This window comes from Streptomyces sp. NPDC086023 (assembly GCF_044540325.1).
In the GTDB taxonomy this organism is placed as follows: domain Bacteria; phylum Actinomycetota; class Actinomycetes; order Streptomycetales; family Streptomycetaceae; genus Streptomyces.
The window spans coordinates 665112-686383 of sequence record NZ_JBITRX010000001.1 but is presented as its reverse complement, the minus strand read 5'-3'; the positions used below and the strand labels follow the sequence as shown (position 1 = coordinate 686383).

The 21272-nt window shown below is 75.4% G+C and carries 18 protein-coding genes and 1 riboswitch; of the genes, 11 read left to right on the top strand and 7 right to left on the bottom strand.

What is annotated here, in order from left to right; translation table 11 throughout:
• Positions 1–34 precede the first annotated feature (34 nt).
• Positions 35–763 (bottom strand): hypothetical protein, encoded by a 729-nt coding sequence (locus ACIF6F_RS03070; RefSeq protein WP_399940340.1) that lies wholly within the window; start codon positions 761–763, stop codon positions 35–37.
• 164 nt (positions 764–927) lie between these two features.
• On the opposite strand from ACIF6F_RS03070, the gene ACIF6F_RS03065 reads away from it, so the two are divergent.
• Together ACIF6F_RS03065 and ACIF6F_RS03060 are read left to right on the top strand one after the other, a co-directional pair.
• Positions 928–1815 (top strand): neutral zinc metallopeptidase, encoded by an 888-nt coding sequence (locus ACIF6F_RS03065; protein ID WP_399940337.1) that lies wholly within the window; start codon positions 928–930, stop codon positions 1813–1815.
• 59 nt (positions 1816–1874) lie between these two features.
• A complete protein-coding gene (locus tag ACIF6F_RS03060) occupies positions 1875–2270 on the top strand; it encodes a VOC family protein (RefSeq protein WP_399940335.1) in 396 nt (131 codons plus the stop codon).
• A 100-nt stretch (positions 2271–2370) separates the two neighbouring features.
• On the opposite strand, the gene ACIF6F_RS03055 is transcribed toward ACIF6F_RS03060, so the two are convergent.
• Entirely contained in the window at positions 2371–3693 is a 1323-nt protein-coding gene (locus ACIF6F_RS03055; RefSeq protein ID WP_399940567.1) for a hypothetical protein, read from the bottom strand.
• 179 nt (positions 3694–3872) lie between these two features.
• A complete protein-coding gene (locus tag ACIF6F_RS03050; protein WP_399940332.1) occupies positions 3873–5000 on the bottom strand; it encodes an alpha/beta hydrolase in 1128 nt (375 codons plus the stop codon).
• A 401-nt stretch (positions 5001–5401) separates the two neighbouring features.
• Here ACIF6F_RS03050 and ACIF6F_RS03045 point away from each other — a divergent pair, with 401 nt between their 5' ends.
• The 7 genes from ACIF6F_RS03045 (at position 5402) to ACIF6F_RS03015 (ending at position 13904) form a co-directional block, all read left to right on the top strand.
• Positions 5402–6658: an anion permease gene (locus ACIF6F_RS03045; RefSeq protein WP_399940330.1), complete on the top strand. Its 1257-nt coding sequence runs from the start codon at positions 5402–5404 to the stop codon at positions 6656–6658.
• 19 nt (positions 6659–6677) lie between these two features.
• On the top strand, positions 6678–6929 hold the full coding sequence (locus ACIF6F_RS03040; RefSeq protein ID WP_399940328.1) for a hypothetical protein: 252 nt from the start codon (positions 6678–6680) through the stop codon (positions 6927–6929).
• 129 nt (positions 6930–7058) lie between these two features.
• Positions 7059–7204: riboswitch (cobalamin riboswitch) on the top strand.
• 35 nt (positions 7205–7239) lie between these two features.
• Complete coding sequence (locus tag ACIF6F_RS03035; RefSeq protein WP_399940326.1) at positions 7240–8208, top strand: cobalamin biosynthesis protein; 969 nt, start codon at positions 7240–7242, stop codon at positions 8206–8208.
• Entirely contained in the window at positions 8205–9731 is a 1527-nt protein-coding gene (locus tag ACIF6F_RS03030) for a cobyric acid synthase (protein ID WP_399940323.1), read from the top strand. Before ACIF6F_RS03035 ends, ACIF6F_RS03030 begins: the two co-directional genes overlap by 4 nt.
• A complete protein-coding gene (locus tag ACIF6F_RS03025; protein ID WP_399940321.1) occupies positions 9731–11872 on the top strand; it encodes a putative cobaltochelatase in 2142 nt (713 codons plus the stop codon). The genes ACIF6F_RS03030 and ACIF6F_RS03025 overlap by 1 nt, the downstream gene beginning before the upstream one ends.
• Positions 11872–12471: a cob(I)yrinic acid a,c-diamide adenosyltransferase gene (gene cobO / locus ACIF6F_RS03020; RefSeq protein WP_399940319.1), complete on the top strand. Its 600-nt coding sequence runs from the start codon at positions 11872–11874 to the stop codon at positions 12469–12471. The genes ACIF6F_RS03025 and cobO overlap by 1 nt, the downstream gene beginning before the upstream one ends.
• Positions 12465–13904 (top strand): cobyrinate a,c-diamide synthase, encoded by a 1440-nt coding sequence (locus ACIF6F_RS03015; RefSeq protein WP_399940316.1) that lies wholly within the window; start codon positions 12465–12467, stop codon positions 13902–13904. The genes cobO and ACIF6F_RS03015 overlap by 7 nt, the downstream gene beginning before the upstream one ends.
• 149 nt (positions 13905–14053) lie before the next feature.
• Here ACIF6F_RS03015 and ACIF6F_RS03010 read toward each other — a convergent pair whose 3' ends face one another.
• Positions 14054–14815, bottom strand: coding sequence for a ZIP family metal transporter (locus ACIF6F_RS03010; protein ID WP_399940313.1), 762 nt, complete (start codon positions 14813–14815; stop codon positions 14054–14056).
• 139 nt (positions 14816–14954) lie between these two features.
• Between ACIF6F_RS03010 and cobC the strand changes: the two genes are divergently transcribed.
• Positions 14955–16406, top strand: a complete 1452-nt coding sequence (gene cobC / locus ACIF6F_RS03005; protein ID WP_399940310.1) for an Rv2231c family pyridoxal phosphate-dependent protein CobC — start codon at positions 14955–14957, stop codon at positions 16404–16406.
• Between the two features lie 196 nt (positions 16407–16602).
• Here cobC and ACIF6F_RS03000 read toward each other — a convergent pair whose 3' ends face one another.
• On the bottom strand, positions 16603–17541 hold the full coding sequence (locus ACIF6F_RS03000; protein ID WP_399940307.1) for an SCO1860 family LAETG-anchored protein: 939 nt from the start codon (positions 17539–17541) through the stop codon (positions 16603–16605).
• A 344-nt stretch (positions 17542–17885) separates the two neighbouring features.
• A complete protein-coding gene (locus tag ACIF6F_RS02995) occupies positions 17886–18977 on the bottom strand; it encodes an amidohydrolase family protein (protein ID WP_399940304.1) in 1092 nt (363 codons plus the stop codon).
• 63 nt (positions 18978–19040) lie between these two features.
• On the opposite strand from ACIF6F_RS02995, the gene ACIF6F_RS02990 reads away from it, so the two are divergent.
• The gene (locus tag ACIF6F_RS02990) at positions 19041–20135 is read left to right on the top strand and encodes a pyridoxal-phosphate-dependent aminotransferase family protein (protein WP_399940302.1); all 1095 of its coding nucleotides are present in this window, start codon (positions 19041–19043) and stop codon (positions 20133–20135) included.
• Positions 20136–20181: 46 nt separating this feature from the next.
• Here ACIF6F_RS02990 and ACIF6F_RS02985 read toward each other — a convergent pair whose 3' ends face one another.
• A complete protein-coding gene (locus ACIF6F_RS02985) occupies positions 20182–21246 on the bottom strand; it encodes an aminotransferase class V-fold PLP-dependent enzyme (RefSeq protein WP_399940299.1) in 1065 nt (354 codons plus the stop codon).
• Positions 21247–21272 lie beyond the last annotated feature (26 nt).

Genomic DNA, 21272 nt, shown 5'->3' with positions numbered 1-21272 from the left:
GGACGGAAGGGGGCGGGGGCGAGCTTCGACGCCGCTAATCCGCGAGGAGATTTGCCATGGGGTTAAGTCTAACGGCGGTGCGCAACTGCTTTTCGGGGCTGTGAGTGGCCTCACGCGGGCGCTCGTTGCCGAGCGGGCGGCGGGTGGGGCTGACGCGGCCCAGCGCGTCGATGGCCACCAGGCCCTCGTTCCAGGGGCGGGCGGGGTCCTCGCAGGGGCGCGGGACGAGCAGCACGCGGCCCAGGCGGAGCAGCCCGCGGGGCCGGAAGGCGCAGTCTGCGGGGGCGGGGAAGGTCCACCGCAGGTCGCCGTCGTCGGTGCGGTACGCGGAGACGCGGCCGGGCGTGACCACCGCCAGCATCCGCGCGCCGGGGTCGAGGGCCCACAGGGCGCCCTCGGCGGCGCCGGGCATGACCCGGTGCCAGCGGACCGCCCCGCGGGGATCGGTGTCGGTGACCATGCCGTCGTCCCAGAGGGCGAGGGCGTGGCCGGGGGCGGCGAGTACGGCCACCGGCGCCCTGCCCTCGCGCCGGTACGTCCACAGGGGCACGCGGCCGGGGCCCGGCCCGTAGGCGCGTACGGCCGGGCCCTCGATGCGCAGGACGGGCGGCCCCACGGCGGCGACGGGGGCGGGGTGCCGGGTGAGCCGGTCCCCGTAGGGGGTGGCAGCGGAACGGTGGACGGCGCCGGCCACGGGGAGCGCGAGCAGCAGCGCGAGGAGCGCCGGGAACGCGGCCCTGACGCCTCGGGGAAGGGCGGACACGGGCGCCGAGCCTAGTCGCGCCGGCGGGGCCGGACCGTGCCGCGGCCGGGCCGGCAGGCGCCCCGGCGGGCCCGGCGTCCCCCGTTCGGGTGCCCGCCCGGGGCCGTACGGCCCCGCGCGGCACAGGATGAGGGGGTCGGTTACCCGAGCGAGGGCGGTGCGGGATGCAGTTCGACGACGACGCCGACCTGGACACGTCGGAGGTCCAGGATGTGCGCGGCAGCCGTATCCCCGGCGGGAAGGCGACGATCGGCGGCGGCATCGGCGCCCTCATCGCGCTGGTCCTGGGGCTGCTCTTCGGGGTGGGCCCGGAGCAGCTGGGCCTGTCGTCCGGGGACTCCGAGCCGCAGGCCTCGGCGTCCACGGTCTCCGAGGTGCAGCAGGCCTGCCTGAAGGGGCGGGACGCGAACGCGCGGGAGGACTGCCGGATGGTCGCGGTGGTCAACAGCGCGCAGGACTTCTGGCGGCAGGAGTTCACCCGGCGCGGCGGGCAGTACAGCCCGGCGCGGACGGTGTTCTTCGCGAACCGGGTCGGCACCGCGTGCGGCACGGCCACCTCGGCGGTGGGCCCCTTCTACTGCCCGGCGGACCGGAAGGTGTACCTCGACCTCGGGTTCTTCGAGGAGCTGCGGACCAAGTTCGGGGCGTCGGGCGGGCCGTTCGCGCAGGCGTACGTGGTGGCGCACGAGTACGGCCACCACATCCAGAACCTGACGGGCACGCTGGCCAGGGCGCAGGACGGCCGGCAGGGAGCGGACAGCAACGCGGTGCGGGTCGAGCTGCAGGCCGACTGCTACGCCGGGGTGTGGGCGCACCACGCGACGCAGACGCCGGACGAGAAGGGCCGGACCCTGATCACCAGGCTGACGGACGAGGACATCCAGGACGGGCTGAGCGCGGCTGCGGCGGTGGGCGACGACCGGATCCAGGAGAAGTTCCAGGGCCGGGTCATGCCGGAGGCCTGGACGCACGGCTCGGCCGAGCAGCGTCAGCGCTGGTTCTACCAGGGGTACCGAACGGGCGACATGGCCCAGTGCAACACCTTCCGCTGACTGTCACACCCGGCTGGCAGACTGTGCCGTGGGTCACATTCACGAGAGGAAGTGACGTCATGGCAGGCAGTCCCTCCATCTGTCCGACGCTGCTGTACGCGGACGCCAAGGCCGCCCTCCAGCTGCTGACCGAGGCCTTCGGCTTCACCCGGGTCGCGGTGTACGAGGGTGACGACGGCGCGGTGGCGCACGCGGAACTGTCGTACGGGAACGGCGTGGTGATGCTCGGCAGCAGAGGCACGGGCAGCGCCTTCGACAAGGCCATGGCCGGGGCCGGCCCGACGGGCGTGTACGTCGTCGTGGAGGACGTCGACGCACACCACCGCCGGGCCGTGGAACACGGCGTGGAGATCCTGATGGAGCCCACCGACCAGGACTACGGCTCGCGGGACTACATGGCCCGCGACAAGGAGGGCAACGTCTGGAGCTTCGGCACCTACGTGCCTTCCTCCTAGGGCTCTTTCAGCTCCGGGTGCTTCACTGCCGGCGCGCCCTTCGGCTCACGCGCCGGGTGGCTTCGACGAAGGACACTGGAACGACCGCAGCGCGGCGGTCTCAGATTCCTCCGGTGTGGACCTGGAAGGCCGCGCGGCGGACCGCCTTGGCCAGGGCCGGGTCGGGGTGGGCGGCGGCGAGGGCGACCAGGACCTGCACGGTGCGGGGGTGGCCAACGGCCCGTACCTCGTCGAGCAGGTGGGGCACGGTGGTGCGGACCGCCGAGTCCAGGTGGCGGACCAGGAGTTCGTTCTCGCCGTGGTCGGCGACGGCCGCGGCGGTGTCCACCCAGAGCCAGGTCTGCTCCTCGCGCGTGAGCACGTCCTGCGCGTCCTCGGGGTCGGCGCCCTCGTGCTCGGCGAGCCAGAGCAGTGCGTACGGGCGGAGCGCCGGCTCCCCCACCGCGGCCCGCACCTCGGGCTCGGCGGGGGCGCCGACCACGCGCAGGGCCTCGAAGGCCAGGCCTCGGAGCAGGGCGTCCTCGCCGCGGGCGGCCTGGAGGAGTTCCGCGATGGCGCTCCCGACCGGCCGGGCGGCGAGCCAGGCGCGGTACTCGGCACGGGCCGGGCCGGGGGTGAGCCGGGCGCAGCCCAGGAGCATGTTGGCCGCGGGCTGTTCGATGTTCCCGGCCGGGCTCTGGGCGGCGACGCAGATCTGCTCCAGCTTGACCCAGACCGCCCAGCTGCCGAGCGGCGTGAGGGTGGCGCGGGCGGGCCCGAGGGTGAGCGCGTCCACGGCGGCGAGGGCTCCGAGGGCCCAGCGCAGCAGGCGGGAGAGGGTGGCGGTGTCGGGGGCGGGCCCGGCGGCCTCGTCCTCCGGGCCCTCGTACGGGACCTCGCAGCGCTCGTCGTGGAGTTCGGCGACGCGCTGGCCGAGGAGGTCCAGGAGCGCGGGGACGGTGACCGGCCCGGCGGAGAGCTGGAGGAGGGAGAGCAGCTGGGGCATCGCCTCGACGACCTCGGCGACCGCCGCGGGGGCGACGCCGTCGGGCGCGGGGTGGATGAGGGACCAGGCGTCGAACAGCGCGACCCAGCCGCGCAGCACGGCGGCGTCGTCGCTGTCCCAGGCGCGCAGTCGCCAGCCGGGGCGGGCGCTGGTGCCGTGGACCTCGACGAGTCCGGCGAGGCGGGCGCGGTCCCAGGCGGCGCGGATCTGGCCAGGGGTCAGGTGCAGCTCTCCGGCGGCGCGTTCGACGGCGTCGGCGGGGAGGGTGCCCGTGGTGCCGGGGTGGGGTGCGCCGGTGCCGCCGCCGAGGTGCTCGGCCGCCCAGCGGGTGAGGCGCACCTCGTCCGCGAGTGAGGCTCTGGCGCGGTTGGCGAGTTCGGCCGGGCCGGGGGTGCCCGCGGGCGGGCGGGGGGCCGGCCGGGTGCGCCGGTTCGTCACCGCCTTGCGGGCGGTGGCCACCGAGCGCGGGGAGACGAGTCGGAGTCTGGAGTCGCGCGCCAACTGCTCATCAGGCTTTCGGGACGTCACGGGGAGCAGTCTCGCCCTTCACCCGCCGAAAGCCCAAACGGAACCGGCCGTTACCACGGGCGTGTTCACGCCAACCGTGGCGGGCGGGGTCACATGAGGGGCGTGAGGAAGCGACGCAGGGCCTCTTCGTACCCGGCGGGAGCCGCGTTCCACATCGCTCCATGGGGTGCGTCCCGGACGGTGTGGAGGGTGACGAGTGCGGGTCGCCGGTCGGCCAGGTTCCGCGACAGCTCGTAGGGGGCGAGGGTGTCGTCGGGGCCGTGCAGCACGAGGACGGGGACGCGCAGCCCTGCGGGGTCGGCGGCCTCGGGCAGCCGGTCGCCGCGCAGCCCGGTGCGGCCCTCGGCGGCGCGTACCGCGAGGGGGATCAGCGGCCCGGGGGTCCCGCGGGCGGCGGCGAGGTTGCGCAGGGTGAGGTGCCAGTCGAGCACGGGCGAGTCGAGGACCAGCCCGGCGATGCGGTCGCGGAGCGCGGAGCGGGCGGCGGCGTGCAGGGCCATGGAGGCTCCGGTGGACCAGCCGTAGAGGACCACGCGCTCGGCGCCGAAGCGGACGGCGTAGCGGATGGCCGCGTCGAGGTCCCGCCACTCGGACTCGCCGAGGTGGCCGAGACCGTCGGGGGAGGCGGGGGCGCCGAGGTCGTTGCGGTAGGCGAGGTCGAGCACCGGGAGCCGGGCGGCGTTCAGGAACGGCATCAGGTTCATGGGGTGCTCGCGGGTGGCGCCGAGGCCGTGCACCGTGATCACCCAGGTGCGGCGGGGGGCGGGCACGAACCAGGCGGGCAGCGCGCCGAGCTCCCCGGGCACGTCGACGTCGGCGTACTCCAGGCCGAGGGCGGAGCCGGGGTCGCCGACGTGGAGCGCGGGGGTGAAGCGGACCCGGGTGCCGGTGGCGAGGGTGCCGTGGGTGACGCGTTCGAGGCGGCGGACGACCGTGTCGGGGTCGCGCGGGGCCTCCGCGAGCACCGGGCCGACGACGGCGTGCACGCCGGGCGCGACCAGTCCGTACCGGCCGGGGCGCAGGGCGGCCAGGGAGCGGGTCAGGGACACCTGCCCGTCCGCCGCGCCGTGGACGCTGAGCCTGGGACCGCCGGGGAGGGGTCGGCCGGGGGCGGGGCGGAGGGCCGCGTCGCCGACGTACCTGCCGACGGCGACCGCGGCCGCTCCGGCACCTATGAGCGTGGTGACGGCCGCTGCCGTCGCTGTAGCGGTGCGCACGGCTCCAGTGTCGGCGGACGCGGGCCGGGCGGCCAGCGGAGCGGCGCGGGCGGGTGGCGCGAAGGGAGGCACGGAAGGGAGGCGCGGAAGGGGAGCGTCGCATTCCGGTCACTGGCCGGAGCCGTCCGGTTACGGGTGGTCGGAAGGGTGTCGAGGGCCGCGTGATCTGCGTCTCTCGCGGGCCTCACGGCGACCCGCCGACGGTTCCGTTTCCATCACGGGAGCGGGCTGTTCACCTCGTCCTGACGTGCATATTTACGGACATCACCCGGACAATCGGCACAAAATGCCCCGTGGGGCGCCGATCCGGTACACCGCTCCGCCCGCCCCAGTTCATCTTCCGTTCACTCAGGTTGCCTACGTTCAACGAAGCCACTGACCTCAAACAGAAGCCTGGGTAAATGGAGCACATAACGCTTCTCCTCGGGATCGTGATCGTTACCGCTCTCGTCTTCGACTTCACGAACGGTTTCCACGACACCGCCAACGCGATGGCGACCACCATCTCGACTGGCGCTCTCAAGCCCAAGACGGCGGTGGCCATGTCCGCCGTGCTCAACCTCGTCGGCGCGTTCATGTCCGTGGAGGTCGCCAAGACGATCTCCAAGGGCCTGGTCAACGAGGAGGGCATCCAGCCCGAAGTGATCTTCGCCGCCCTGGTCGGCGCGATCCTCTGGAACCTGCTGACCTGGCTGGTCGGACTGCCGTCCAGCTCCTCCCACGCCCTGATGGGCGGTCTGATCGGTGCCGCGGTCGCCTCCGCGGGCATCGGCGCCGTCAACGGCGGCGTCGTCGTCACCAAGGTCCTCATCCCCGCCGTCGCCGCCCCGATCGTGGCCGGCGTGGCCGCGATGCTGGCCACCAAGGTCACGTACAAGCTGGGCGACAAGGTCGGCGAGAAGACCTCCGCCAAGGGCTACCGCGCCGGGCAGATCGCCTCCGCGGGCCTGGTCTCCCTGGCGCACGGCACCAACGACGCGCAGAAGACGATGGGCATCATCACCCTGGCCCTGATCGCCGGCGGCGCCATCGCGCCCGACGCGAACCCGCCGGTCTGGGTCATCGTCTCCGCCGGTATGGCCATCGCCCTCGGCACCTACCTCGGCGGCTGGCGCATCATCCGCACCATGGGCAAGGGCCTGACCGACCTCCAGCCGCAGCAGGGCTTCGCCGCCCAGACCTCGGCCGCGAGCGTCATCCTGGCCTCCTCCAACCTGGGCTTCTCCCTCTCCACCACCCACTCGTGCTCCGGCGCGGTCATGGGTGCCGGCCTCGGCCGGAAGGGCGGCGTGGTCCGCTGGTCCACCGCCACCCGCATGTTCGTCGCGTGGGGCCTGACCCTGCCGGCCGCCGCGCTGGTCAGCGCCGGCGCCGAGCTGGTCACCCGCCAGGGCGACTGGGGCGTCGCCGCCGTCGCGGTCTTCCTCGTCGGCTCCTGCCTCGCCATCTGGCTGATCTCCCGCCGCCAGGTCGTCGACCACAACAACGTCAACGACGTGGACGTTGAGGAGCCCGGTGTGGTCACCACCGCCATCGCGGCCGTGACCCCGCCGCCGGCCGGTACCACCGCCGCCGTCGCGGACGAGGACCTCAAGGCCACCATCCCGGCCCCCTCCCAGCACCCCGAGTCCCCGGCGGCCCCGGCCGCCGCGGTCTGACCACAGAGGATCAAGCGGTATGGACATCGACTGGGCAGCCCTCGGCTCCGTCTTCGGCGTGAGCCTGTCGGCCACCGTGCTCCTGGTGACGCTGTTCACCCTCGGCATCGTCGGCCTCTCCAAGCACGAGGCGGCCACCGAGCAGGGCGATGGGGGTACCTCCCAGGCCGAAGGCCGAGGGGGAGCTACCCTGGCCCGCACGGGCGCGTACGCCTCCTTCGCGCTCTGCGCGGCGGCCGTGGCGTACGGCATCTACCTGATCGTCAGCTGACCTGACGGCTCGAACTCCCCCGCGGGACACCCGCGGGGGAGTTCTTTTGCGTGTTCCGCCGCGTTGTCCCCGTCGTGGCCCGCACTCCCCCGGGCGTTCCCTTAAGGGCAGGTCAACGGCAAGTTGACGGGCTGTCGCGGTGCGTGGTGGACTGCCCGAGCCATCACGGCGGCAGGAGAGGAAGTCCGGTGCGAATCCGGCGCGGTCCCGCCACTGTCACCGGGGAGCACACGAGCCCCGGGAGCCAGGAACTCTCACCGCCGGTTTACGTCGAACCAGGGCGCGGACCCTGAGTGAGGACATACCTGCCATGCGTGCCGACCGCGTGTTCGCGTACGGCGCGGCGGCGGGCCTGATCGGCGACCGGATCCTCGGTGATCCGCGCCGCGGGCACCCCGTCGCCGCCTTCGGACGCGCCGCCGCCGCCGTGGAACGCGCCCTCTGGCGCGACCACCGGGGCCGCGGCGCACTCCACACACTCCTCTGCGCCGGTGGTGCGGCGGCCCTGGGCGCGCTCGGCGCCCGCGCCGTGCGCTCCCGGCCCGCCCCGCTCCGTATCGCGCTGACCGCCACCGCCACCTGGGCCGTGGTCGGCGGCACGTCGCTGGCCCGCGAGGCGCGGGCCATCGGCGGGGCGCTGGCCGCCGGCGACACCGACGTGGCCCGCGAGCGCCTGCCCCACCTGTGCGGGCGCGACCCGCACTCCCTGGACGAGCAGCAGATCGCGCGGGCGGTCGTGGAGTCGGTCGCCGAGAACACCTCAGACGCCGTGGTCGGGGCCCTGGTCTGGGGCGCGGTCGCGGGCGTCCCGGGACTGGCCGCCTTCCGCGCCGTGAACACCCTGGACGCCATGGTGGGCCACAAGTCGCCCCGTTACCTGCGCTACGGCTGGGCCTCGGCCCGGCTGGACGACCTCGCGGGCTGGCCGGGAGCCCGGCTCACGGCCGCCGCGGCGGTGCTGGCGGGCCCGGATCGTCGGGGGGCGGTCCGGGCCTGGCGGCAGGACGCGGCCAAGCACCCCAGCCCCAACGCCGGGCCGGTCGAGTCCGCCTTCGCGGGGGCGCTCGGCGTACGGATGGGCGGCACCCTCGCGTACGGCGGACGCGTCGAGCACCGGCCGGTGCTGAACGGCGCGGCCGGCCGCCCGGTCGCCGTGCCGGACATCGAACGGGCGGTACGGCTCTCCCGGCGGGTCACCTGGCTGGCGCTGGGCGCCTGCGTGGCCGGCCGGACCCTCGCGGCGCGCGTCGCGCGCACCTCCAAGGAAGGCAGGGCATGAGCGGTTCCTCGGCACGGCTCGGCAGCGGTCTGCTGGTCGCCGGCACCACCTCGGACGCGGGGAAGAGCGTCGTCACCGCCGGCATCTGCCGCTGGCTCGCCCGGCAGGGCGTGAAGGTCGCGCCCTTCAAAGCGCAGAACATGTCCCTCAACTCCTTCGTCACGCGCGAGGGCGCCGAGATCGGCCGCGCCCAGGCCATGCAGGCCCAGGCGGCCCGGGTGGAGCCGACCGCGCTGATGAACCCGGTGCTGCTCAAGCCCGGCAGCGACCGCTCCAGCCAGGTGGTGCTGCTGGGCCGGCCGGTGGGCGAGATGAGCGCCCGCGGCTACCACGGCGGCCGCCAGGAGCAGCTGCTCGGCGTGGTGACGGACTGCCTGGAGCAGCTGCGGGGCACGTATGACGCCGTGATCTGCGAGGGGGCCGGCAGCCCGGCCGAGATCAACCTGCGGCGCACCGACATCGTGAACATGGGCATCGCGCGGGCCGCCCGGTTCCCGGTGGTCGTGGTCGGCGACATCGACCGGGGCGGGGTGTTCGCGTCCTTCTTCGGCACCACCGCCCTGCTCGGCGCCGAGGACCAGGAGCTGGTGGCCGGCTACCTGGTCAACAAGTTCCGGGGCGACGTCTCGCTGCTGGAGCCCGGCCTGGAGATGCTGCGCGGGCTCACCGGCCGGGCGACGTACGGCGTGCTGCCGTTCCGGCACGGGCTGGGCATCGACGAGGAGGACGGGCTGCGGGTGTCGCTGCGCGGCGCGGTCCGCGAGTCGGTGGTGGCGCCGCCGGTCGGTGAGGACGTGCTGCGGGTCGCGGTGTGCGCGGTGCCGCTGATGTCGAACTTCACGGACGTGGACGCGCTGGCCGCCGAGCCGGGCGTGGTGGTGCGGTTCGTGGACCGTCCCGAGGAGTTGGCCGACGCCGACCTGGCCGTCGTGCCGGGCACCCGCGGGACGGTGCGGGCGCTCCAGTGGCTGCGCGAGCGCGGACTGGCCGACGCCCTGCTGCGGCGGGCCGCCGAGGGCCGGCCTGTGCTCGGGATCTGCGGCGGCTTCCAGGCGCTGGGCGAGCACATCGAGGACGAGGTGGAGTCCCGGGCCGGCTCGGTGGAGGGGCTCGGGCTGCTGCCCGTACGGGTGCGCTTCGAACGGGAGAAGACCCTGGCGCGGCCGGTCGGCGAGGCGCTGGGCGAGGCCGTCGAGGGGTACGAGATCCACCACGGCGTGGCCGACGTGCGGGGCGGCGAGCCGTTCCTCGACGGCTGCCGGGTGGGTGCCGTGTGGGGCACGCACTGGCACGGCTCACTGGAGTCGGACGGCTTCCGCCGGGCGTTCCTGCGGGAGGTCGCGGCCCAGGCCGGGCGGCGCTTCGTACCGTCCCCCGACACGTCCTTCGGGGCGCTGCGCGAAGAGCAGCTCGACCTCCTCGGCGACCTGGTCGAGGAGCACGCCGACACCGCCGCGCTGCTGCGGCTCATCGAGACCGGCGCTCCGGCCGGTCTCCCGTTCATCGCTCCGGGGGCGCCCTGATGACCGTCCAGACCCACTACCCCTTCACCGCGGTCGTCGGGATGGACGACCTGCGGCTGGCGCTGCTGCTGAACGCCGTCAGCCCGGCGGTCGGCGGCGTGCTCGTCCGGGGCGAGAAGGGCACCGCCAAGTCCACCGCCGTGCGCGCGCTGTCGGCGCTGCTCCCCGAGGTGGCCGTGGTCGGCGGCTGCCGGTTCAGCTGCGACCCCGCGGCGCCCGACCCGGCCTGCCCGGACGGACCGCACGGCGACGCGGCCGGCGAGGCGCGCCCCGCCCGGATGGTCGAACTGCCCGTCGGCGCCTCCGAGGACCGCCTGGTCGGCGCCCTCGACATCGAGCGCGCGCTGGCCGACGGCGTGAAGTCCTTCGAGCCGGGCCTGCTGGCCGACGCGCACCGCGGGATCCTCTACGTCGACGAGGTCAACCTGCTCCACGACCACCTGATCGACCTGCTGCTCGACGCGGCGGCCATGGGTGCCTCGTACGTGGAGCGCGAGGGCGTGTCCGTGCGGCACGCGGCCCGCTTCCTGCTGGTCGGCACGATGAACCCGGAGGAGGGCGAGCTGCGTCCGCAGCTGCTCGACCGGTTCGGGCTGACCGTGGAGGTGGCCGCCTCCCGCGAACCGGAGCAGCGCGTCGAGGTGGTGCGCCGCCGGCTCGCGTACGACGAGGACCCGGCCGGCTTCGCGGTGCGCTGGGCGGGCGCGGAGGCGGAGCTGCGCGCCCGGGTGGTGGCCGCGCGGGCGCTCGTACCGCGGGTGCGGCTGGGCGACGGGGCGCTGCTGATGATCGCGGCGACCTGTGCGGGCTTCGAGGTGGACGGCATGCGCGCCGACATCGTGATGGCGCGGACGGCTACGGCGCTGGCCGCGTGGGCCGGGCGGACCGACGTGCGCAAGGAGGACGTGCGGCAGGCCGCGCTGCTGGCGCTGCCGCACCGGCGCCGCCGCAACCCCTTCGACGCGCCGGGCCTGGACGAGGAGAAGCTCGACCGGATCCTGGACGGCTTCCCCGACGACGAGCCGGAGCCCGAGCCGGAGCCGGAAGGCCCGGGCGACGGCGGCGGCGACGGCGACGGCCCGCACGGCGGCCCGGACAGCGGTCCGGACGGTCCCGGTGACGGCGGCCCGGACGGCGGCGGCGTGCCGCCGCAGGGCGGCGGTCCCGAGGAGACGGGCGCCGACGGTGCGCCGGAGCCCCCCGCGACCGGCGAGCCGGCTCCGGGCGAGGCCGCCCCCGCCCCTGCGGCGGCCGGCGCGCCCGAGCAGGCGGCCGTGGGGGCCGCCGAGCCCTTCCGCACCCGGATGCTGAGCGTGCCGGGGCTCGGGGAGGGTGCGGCCGGGCGGCGGTCCAGGGCGCGTACGGCGCACGGGCGGACCACCGGGTCACAGCGTCCCCGGGGCCAGCTGACGAAGCTCCACCTGGCGGCGACCGTACGGGCCGCGGCCCCGCACCAGCTGGCCCGCGGGCGCTCCGGCCCCGGCCTGGTGGTGCGCCGGGACGACCTGCGGCAGGCGACGCGGGAGGGCCGTGAGGGCAACCTGGTGCTGTTCGCGGTCGACGCGTCGGGGTCGATGGCGGCCCGGCAGCGGATGGGCGCGGTCAAGGGCGCGGTGCTGTCGCTGCTGCTGGACGCGTACCAGCGGCGCGACAAGGTCGGACTGATCACGTTCCGGGGCGCCGGGGCCGAACTGGCCCTGCCGCCCACCTCGTCGGTGGACGCGGCGGCGGCCCGGCTCGAACTGCTGCCGACGGGCGGGCGCACCCCGCTCGCCGCGGGGCTGCTGAAGGCGCACGAGACGCTGCGGATCGAGCGGCTGCGTGACCCGTCCCGGCGCCCGCTGCTGGTGGTGGTCACCGACGGGCGGGCCACCGCCGGCCCGGACGCGGTGGCCCTGGCGGCGCGCGCCGCCCGGCTGCTGGCCGGCGAGGGGACCGCCTCGGTGGTCGTGGACTGCGAGACGGGCCCGGTACGGCTGGGCCTGGCCGGGCGGCTGGCCGCCGACCTGGGCGGCACGGCCGTGACCCTGGAGGGGCTGCGGGCCGACGCGCTCGCGGGCCTGGTGAAGGACATGCGTACGGACGGGCGCGCCGACAGGCGGGCGCCCGGTTTCCACCACACGGACAGGAGGGCCGCGTAATGCCCCAGGGACAGCCGACCGTCATCCCGGACGACGGTCTGACCACGCGTCAGCGCCGCAACCGCCCGCTGGTCTTCGTGCACACCGGCCCCGGCAAGGGCAAGTCCACCGCGGCCTTCGGGCTGGCGCTGCGGGCCTGGAACCAGGGCTGGCCCATCGGGGTGTTCCAGTTCGTCAAGTCCGCCAAGTGGAAGGTCGGCGAGGAGAACGCCCTCAAGGCCCTCGGCGAGACGGGCAAGGGCGGCACCGTCGTGTGGCACAAGATGGGCGAGGGCTGGTCCTGGGTGCAGCGCGACGCGCAGCTCGACAACGAGCAGGCGGCGCGGGAGGGCTGGGAGCAGGTCAAGCGCGACCTGGCCGCGGAGACCCACCGGCTGTACGTGCTGGACGAGTTCGCGTACCCGCTGCACTGGGGCTGGATCGACGTGGACGAGGTCATCGAGGTGCTGCGGGAGCGGCCCGGCACGCAGCACGTGGTGATCACTGGCCGCAACGCGCCAGAGAAGCTGGTGGAGTTCGCGGACCTGGTCACCGAGATGACCAAGGTCAAGCACCCGATGGACACCGGCCAGAAGGGCCAGAAGGGCATCGAGTGGTGAGGATCCCGCGTCTGGTCGTCGCCGCTCCCTCGTCGGGGAGCGGCAAGACCACCGTCGCCACGGGGCTGATGGCGGCCTTCGCGGAGCGGGGGCTGGCCGTCTCCCCGCACAAGGTGGGCCCGGACTACATCGACCCCGGCTACCACGCACTGGCCACCGGCCGGCCGGGCCGGAACCTGGACGCCTTCATGTGCGGGACCGGCATGGTCGGCCCGCTGTTCGCGCACGGGGCGGCCGGCTGCGACCTGGCCGTGGTCGAGGGCGTGATGGGCCTGTACGACGGTGCCGCCGGGCAGGGTGAGCTGGCGTCCACGGCGCAGGTGGCGAAGCTGCTGCGGGCGCCGGTGGTGCTGGTCGTGGACGCGTCGTCGCAGTCCCGGTCGGTGGCGGCGCTGGTGCACGGCTTCGCGTCCTTCGACCCGCAGGTGCGGCTCGGGGGCGTGATCCTGAACAAGGTCGGTTCCGACCGGCACGAGGCGATGCTGCGGGAGGCCCTGGAGGAGGCCGGCGCCACGGTGCTGGGCGTGCTGCGGCGCGCCCCGCAGGTGGCGGCGCCGTCCCGGCACCTGGGTCTGGTGCCGGTGGCCGAGCGCCGTACGGACGCGCTGGACTCCGTACGCGCCCTGGCGGACCAGGTGCGGGCGGGCTGCGACCTGGAGGCGCTGCTGGCGCTGGCCAGGTCGGCGCCGCCGCTCGCGGAGGAGGCGTGGTCGGCCGGGGAGGCCGTGGCCTCCGTCACGGACGCTTCGGATGTTCCGGGCACTGCGGATGTTCCCGGCAGGCCCGTCGGGCGGCCGGTCGTCGCCGTGGCGGGCGGTCCCGCGTTCACGTTCTCCTACACCGAGCACACGGAGTTGCTGCGGGCCGCCGGGGCGGAGGTGGTGACCTTCGATCCCCTGCACGACGAAGCCCTCCCGGACGGCACGAGCGGTCTGGTCATAGGCGGCGGCTTCCCCGAGGTGTACGCCCCCGGGCTGGCCGCCAACGAGCCCCTGCGGAAGGCCGTGGCCGAACTGGCGGCCTCCGGTGCCCCGGTGGCCGCGGAGTGCGCCGGCCTGCTGTACCTGGCCCGTTCCCTGGACGGGAAGCCGATGTGCGGGGTCCTGGACGCGGACGCCCGGATGTCGGAGCGCCTCACGCTGGGCTACCGCGAGGCCGTGGCCCTCACCGACAACGCCCTCGCCGCGGCCGGCACCCGGCTGCGCGGGCACGAGTTCCACCGGACGGTGGTCGAGCCCGGCGCGGGCGCCGAGCCGGCGTGGGGGTTCACGCACCCGGAGCGGCGCGTCGAGGGCTTCGTGCGGGGCGGGGTGCACGCCAGCTACCTGCACACGCACTGGGCCGCCGCGCCCTCGGTGGCGGCGCGCCTGGCCGCGGCGGCGGGCCGCGCCGCAGCGGACGGGCCCGGCCGGGCGAGACCGGCGGGGTCCTGATGTCCGGTCGGGGGCCGGCCGCCGGCGGGGGGCCGCCGGCCCCCGGGGCGGGCCGGTCCCGATCCGGTCCGCCCGCCGGCGGTGCGCGCCGGGCCGGCGCCGGGCGGGCCGTCGGCGGGCCGCGCCGGGCCGTCGGCGGGCCGGCCGGGTCATTCCGCGATGCCGACCACCAGCCAGATGACGCCCACTCCCCCGGTCGTGCACAGCAGGGTGGAGAGCGCGGGGTGTTCGTGGTGCGCCTCGGGCAGGATCTCGGCCGCCGCGAGGTAGAGCAGGGCGCCGCCGAAGAAGCCGAGGTACGCGCCCAGCGGTTCCTCCGGGAGGGTGAACAGCAGGGTGGACGCGGCGCCGACGACCGGCGCCAGCGCGTCCGCCACCAGCATGGCCGTGGCCTTGCGGCGGTCGTTCCCGTACAGGCTGGCCAGCGTGTACGTGTTGAAGCCGTCGGCGAAGTCGTGGGTGATGACGGCCAGCGCCACGGCCACGCCCATGCCGCCGCCGACCTGGAAGGCCGCGCCGAGCGCGACGCCGTCCATGAGGCTGTGGCCGACCATCGCGGCGGCGGCCGTGAGGCCGACCTGCGGTGCCCGGCCTCCCCTGCCGGTCCCGCCCTCGGCGCCGCCCCCGATCCCGTCCTGGGCGCCGTGCGCGGCCTGGCGCACCGCCAGCAGCCGCTCCACGACGTGCGTCGCCAGGAAGCCCGCCACGAAGAGCAGCAGGGCGGCCGGTACGCCGAACACCTCGGTCCCGGCGGCTTCGAGCGCCTCGGGCAGCAGGTCGAGGCCGACCACGCCCAGCATCAGCCCGCCCGCGAGGCCGAGCACGAGGTGGCGGCGGTCGGTGACGCGCTGCGCCGTCCACCCGCCCGCCAGCGTCATCAGGAACGCGCCCAGCGCGACGATCACCGCCATGGACCCCTGCTTACCGATCCGCGGCGATTCGCGCACCTCCGGGCGGCGACACGGCGGGGCACCCCGTTGACCGGCGGGTTGACGCCGGTGAATCATCGCTGAACCCGATCCCCCCCACAGTTTCGAGAGGACCACTCGATTGATCGGTCTCATATCCCGCGCGGGCGCCGCGCGGGTCGTCGTCGGTGTCGGTGCCCGCGAGGGCGTGTCCGTGGACGAGGTCTGCGGTGTGGTCGAGGAGGCCCTGCGCGGGGTCGGGCTCACGCCCGCCGCCGTGACGGCGCTGGCCACGGTCGAGGGGAAGGCGGGCGAGGCGGGGATCGTCGGTGCGGCCGCCCGGTTCGGGGTGCCCGTGGTCGCGTACGACGCGCGCACCCTGGCCGGGGTGCCGGTGCCGCATCCTTCGGCCGAGGTGGAGGCGGCCGCGGGCACCCCGTCGGTGGCGGAGGCCGCCGCGCTGGCCGCCGGGGGCGAACTCCTCGTACCGAAGCAGCGGTCGGAGCGGGCCACCTGCGCGGTGGCGACCGCAGCGGGGTCAGACGGGGGCGGCGGGCCCGACCTGCGCCACCACGGGGACGCGGAGGTGCGCGGGATCGCGGGCCTGGTGGACCTGGCCGTGAACGTGCGGTCGGACACGCCGCCGGAATGGCTGAGACGTCACATCGCCCTGTCGCTCGACACGCTGGCCGCGTACCCCGACGGGCGCGAGGCGCGGGCCGCGGTGGCCGAGCGGCACGGGCTGCCGGTGGAACGGGTGCTGCTGACGGCGGGCGCCGCGGAGGCGTTCGTGCTGCTGGCGCGGGCGCTGCGGGTGCGGCGGCCGGTGGTGGTGCACCCGCAGTTCACCGAGCCCGAGGCGGCGCTGCTGGACGCCGGGCACCGGGTGGAGCGGGTGTTGCTGCGCGAGGAGGACGGCTTCCGGCTGGACCCGGCGGACGTGCCGGAGGACGCCGATCTGGTGGTGGTCGGCAACCCGACCAACCCGACGTCGGTGCTGCACCCGGCCGCCACGCTGGTGAAGCTGGCGCGGCCGGGCCGGGTGCTGGTGGTGGACGAGGCGTTCATGGACGCGGTGCCGGGCGAGCGGGAGGCCCTGGCGGGCCGGACGGACGTGCCGGGTCTCGTGGTGCTGCGGAGTCTGACGAAGACCTGGGGGCTCGCGGGGCTGAGGATCGGCTACGTGCTGGCGGAGCCGGAGACGATCGCCCTGCTGGAGCGGGCGCAGCCGCTGTGGCCGGTCTCGACGCCGGCGCTGGCGGCGGCCGAGGCGTGCGTGTCGGAGCGGGCGCTCGCGGAGGCGGAGCAGGCGGCCCGGCAGATCGTGGTGGACCGTGACCACCTGCTGGCGGGGCTGGCGGAGTTCGAGGAGATCAGGGCGGTGCGGCCGGCCGAGGGCCCGTTCGTACTGATCCGGGTGGACCGGGCGGACGAGGTGCGGGCGCGGCTGCGGACGCTGGGCTTCGCCGCCCGGCGCGGCGACACCTTCCCGGGGCTGGGTCCCGACTGGCTGCGGCTGGCGGTGCGGGACCGGGCGACGACCGGGCGGTTCCTCCAGGCGCTGGACCAGGCGCTGACGCTGACGACGCGGTGACGCGGTGACACTGACGGCGCGGTGACGCAGACGGCGCGGTGACGCAGACGGCGCGGTGACGCAGACGGCGCGGTGACGCTGACGGCGCGGTGACGCTGACGGCGCGGTGAACGTGCCGAGGGGGAGGGCGCCCTGTACCGGTGCCCTCCCCCTCAGCTCCCCTGCGATCCCGTCACGGGATCCCCCCTCGGGCCGGTCAGGCGCCGCTGTTCCCCCGGCCGCGGCTCATGACCAGCGTCCCCGCGCCGACCCCGAGCAGGATGAGGGCGCCCCCGGCGACGTACGGCGTGACGGAACTGCCGCCGGTCTCGGCCAGGTTGGCCTTGCCGGGGCCGGTCTGCGGCTTCACGTCGGGCTTGGGCGCGGTGTGGGTCACGGTCGGGGTGGGCGAGGGGCTCGCCCCGCCGGTCGGGGTGGCACAGGTGGCCTCGGCCAGCACGAGTTCGCCCTCCACCTCGGCGACGTTGAGCTTGAGCGGGTTCACGGAGACCTTCAGCTTCAGGGCGGTCGCGGCGGCCGTGCGGGACGTGGTCTCGGTGCTGGACAGGTCGAGGCGCACCTCGCCGACCGCGGGGACCTCGACCTTGGTGGTCCCGCCCGCGGAGAGCGTGACCTTCTTGCCGAGCACGGTGACGGCGCCGAGCACGTTGGACTCTGCCGTGGGCTTCCTGCCCTTCACGCAGACGGCCTCGGCGGTGACCTTCTCGACCTGGATCACCGAGAGCAGCGGCAGGCCGGGGACGTGCACCCGGGCATTGGCGAGGGTGACGGAGCCCTCCGCGCGGTGCTTGTCCGCCGTCGCCTCGGCGCTGGCCACGTCGGCGCGCAGCACGCTGACGGGGCGGCCCTGGTCGACGCCGTCGAGGGTGACGGTGAGCGCGGTCTTCTCGGCGCGGGCCGGGGCGGTGACCTCGTTCAGGGTGGCCTTGAGGGGCACGTGGACGGTCTTGTTGAGCAGTCCGACGTCGAGCCCGGTGCGCAGTACGACGGCGCTCGCCCGGCCGCTCTGTCCGGCCCCTCCGGTGGCGTGCGCGGGTGCGGCGGCCAGCAGCGCGGTGGGACCCGCGACGAGGGCCGCGGCGGCCAGTGCGGCGGAGGAACGGCGTGCGGGCACGCGGAAGGTGTTGCTGTTCAAGGTGGTGGAACCCCCAACGAGATATGGAGCCCTCGGCGGCGCCAATGGGGGACATTGCGCGCGCCGACGGCCTCGACCCCCGGAATCCTTACGCACTGAGAGTGAACGAGTGGCAACCTGGCGTGAGTTCACTCCAAAGAGGGGTTTCCGTGCGGGCTTTCGAATCTCGGGGTCCGTGGTTCCCCGTACGCCCCGTCCGTCACGCGGAACGGGCGCGTGCGCGGGGCCGCGCGCGGCCCCGCCGGGCGAGCACAACGACCGCGCGCGGCCGGTGGTAACGGTTCGTCAACCGGGCCCGTACCGCGCGCACGGGCCCGTGACCTGCGCTCGTTGGGCGGTGCGCGTCAGGCGACGACCCGGCCGTCGAGCACGATCCGCCGGGGCGCGGCGAGCACCCGGACGTCCGCCCGCGGGTCGGTCCCGTAGACGACGAGGTCGGCCGGGGCGCCCTCGTCGAGACCGGGGCGGCCCAGCCAGCGGCGCGCTCCCCAGGCGGTGGCCGAGAGGGCGTCGAGTGCGGGGATGCCGGCCTTGACGAGTTCGGCGACCTCCTCGGCGACGAGGCCGTGCGGGAGGGAGCCGCCGGCGTCGGTGCCGACGTAGACCGGGACGCCGGCGTCGTAGGCCGCGCGCACGGTGTCGTAGCGGCGCTCGTGGAGCCGGCGCATGTGGGCGGACCAGCGCGGGAACTTGGCCTCGCCGCCGTCCGCCAGCTTGGGGAAGGTGGCGATGTTGACGAGGGTGGGGACGATCGCCACTCCGCGTTCCGCGAAGAGCGGGATGGTCTCCTCGGTCAGGCCGGTGGCGTGCTCGATGCAGTCGATGCCCGCCTCGACGAGGTCGCGCAGGGAGTCCTCGGCGAAGCAGTGGGCGGTGACGCGGGCCCCGAGGCGGTGGGCCTCGGCGATGGCCGCCTCGACCTCGGCGCGGGGCCAGCAGGCGGTGAGGTCGCCCGCGTCCCGGTCGATCCAGTCGCCCACGAGCTTGACCCAGCCGTCGCCGCGCCGCGCCTCCCGGGCGACGTGCGCGACCAGGTCCTCGGGCTCGATCTCGTGGGCGTAGTTGCGGATGTAGCGGCGGGTGCGGGCGATGTGGCGGCCGGCCCTGATGATCTTGGGGAGGTCGTCGCGGGCGTCGATCCAGCGGGTGTCGGAGGGCGATCCGGCGTCGCGGATCAGCAGGGTGCCCGCGGCACGGTCGGTGAGGGCCTGCTCCTCGCTGGTGGCGTCGTCGACGGGGCCGTGGCGGTCGAGGCCGACGTGGCAGTGGGCGTCGACCAGGCCGGGCAGCGCCCAGCCCTCGACCGTGGTGACCTCGCGGGCGGCGCGCGGGGGTTCGTACGAGACCCGGCCGCCGACCACCCACAGCTCGTCGCGGACGTCGTCGGGCCCGACGAGCACCCGCCCCTTCACGTGCAGTACGGCGTGATCGCTCATGGCCGCACTTTACGCACGCGCGGGCTAGGGTCGACCGGGTAGTCCCCGACGAAGAGAGCAGCCGTGAGCCACCCCCTCCTTGACCTGGCACCGCTGACCGCGGAGCGTTTCGCGTCGATCGAGAGGGGGGTCGCCGCACTGCTGGGCACCGGGCAGGACGTGGTGGTGACCCAGGGGGAGGCGCTGCTGCCGCTGGAGGGGTGCATCCGGTCCGGGGCACGGGCCGGGTCGACGGCGCTGAACGTGGTGACGGGTCCGTACGGGACCACGTTCGGGAACTGGCTGCGGGACTGCGGGGCGCGGGTGGTGGACCTGGCCGTGCCGTTCGACACCGCGGTGACGGCGGAGCAGGTGGACGCGGCGCTGACCGCGCACCCGGAGATCGACTTCGTGTCGCTGGTGCACGCGGAGGCGGCGACGGGCAACACCAACCCGGCCGCCGCGATCGGTGAGGTCGTACGGGCGCACGGCGCCCTGTTCATGCTGGACGCCGTCGCGTCGGTGGGCGCCGAGCCGCTGCTGCCGGACGCGTGGGGCGTGGACCTGTGCGTGATCGGCGCGCAGAAGGCGATGGGCGGGCCGGCGGGCGTCTCGGCGGTGTCGGTCTCGGAGCGGGCCTGGGAGCGTTTCGCGGCCAACCCGGCGGCCCCGCGCCGCTCCTACCTGTCGCTGCTGGACTGGAAGGAGCGCTGGATCGACGGGGGCCGCAGGGCGCTGCTGCACGCGCCGGCGCAGCTGGAGATGCTGGCCCTGGAGGCCTGCCTGGACCGGATCGCGGCGGAGGGGCTCCCGGTGGTGATGCGGCGGCACGCGGCGGCCGCGGCGGCGACGCGGGCGGGCGCGGAGGCCCTGCCGGGGCTGGCCCCGTACGTGGGCGCGGCGGAGGCTGCGGCACCGGTGGCCACGACGCTGCGTACCGCGCCGGGCCTGGACGCCTCGGCCGTGGTGACGAAGGCGCTGGCCGCCGCCCCGGCCGTCCCGCTGGCGGCGGGCGGCGGGGCGCTGGCCGCGGAGATGCTGCGGGTGAACCACTACGGGCGGGATGCGGACCTGGCGGTGGTCACGGACTCCCTGACCGCACTGGCGGCGGCCCTGGAGGTGCCCGCGGAGGACGCGGTGGCCGCGGCGGCCGACGCCTGGTCGGCGCTGCAGGCCTGACGGGCGGCCGGCGGCGGGCGGGCGAACCGGCCCGCCGCCGGGCCCGCTACGCGGAGAGGGCGTCCAGCAGGCGGTCCACCTCGGCCTCCGTGTTGTACAGGTGGAACGAGGCCCTCAGGTGGCCGGCCCGGGCGGCCGTGAGGACACCGGCGGCCGCCAGGTCCGCCTGGCGGTGCCCCAGTCCGGGCACCGAGACGATCGCCGAGCCGGGCGCGGGTACGGGTGCGTGCCCGAGCGATTCGAGTCCGGCCCGGTAGCGCGCGGCGAGCCGGGTGTTGTGGGCGTGCACGGCCTCGACGCCGACGGACGCGAGCAGCGCCAGCGAGCGCTCGGCCGCGTGGTAGGCGAGGAACGCGGGCGACTCGTCGAACCGCCGGGCGTCATGGGCGAGTTCCTGCATCGGACCGTAGGTGGCGTCCCACATGGACTCCGCGGCCACCCAGCCGGCGTGCAGCGGGACGAGGGCCGCCTGGGCCTCTTCGGTCACCGTGAGGTACGAGGCGCCGCGCGCGCCCAGCAGCCACTTGTAGCCGGCGGTGACGGTGTAGTCGTACCCGCTCGCGTCGAAGGGCAGCCAGCCGGCCGCCTGGGTCGCGTCGACCAGGGTGCGCGCGCCGTGGGCGGCGGCGGCCTCGCGGACGGCGTCGAGGTCGGCGATGCGGCCGTCGGCCGACTGGACGGCGCTCAGGGCCACCAGCGCGGTGCTCGGCCGCACGGCCTCGGCCAGGTTCTCCAGGGGCGCGAAGCGGGTCTTGAGGTCGCCGCGCAGGTGGAAGGGATTGATGACGGAGGCGAAGTCCCCTTCCGCGAAGAGGACTTCGGCTCCGGCCGGCAGGGCGGCGGCGATCAGGCCGGTGTGCGTGGCGACGGCGGAGCCGACGGCCACGCGTGCGGCGGGGACGCCGACGAGCCGGGCGAAGGCGGTGCGGGCGGCGGTGACGGAGTCGAAGCTGCCGAAGCCCTCGGGCCGGCCGGCGGCGGCCGCACCGGCGAGCTCCCGTACGGCCGCCAGGGCCTGCTGCGGCAGCACGCCGCAGGTGGCGGTGTTGAGGTAGGTGGTCTGGTGCGCGAACTCCGCGCGGGTCACGTCGGCAAGGGGAAGTCGCTCCATGGCGCCAGCCTGCGCCAGGAGCGACT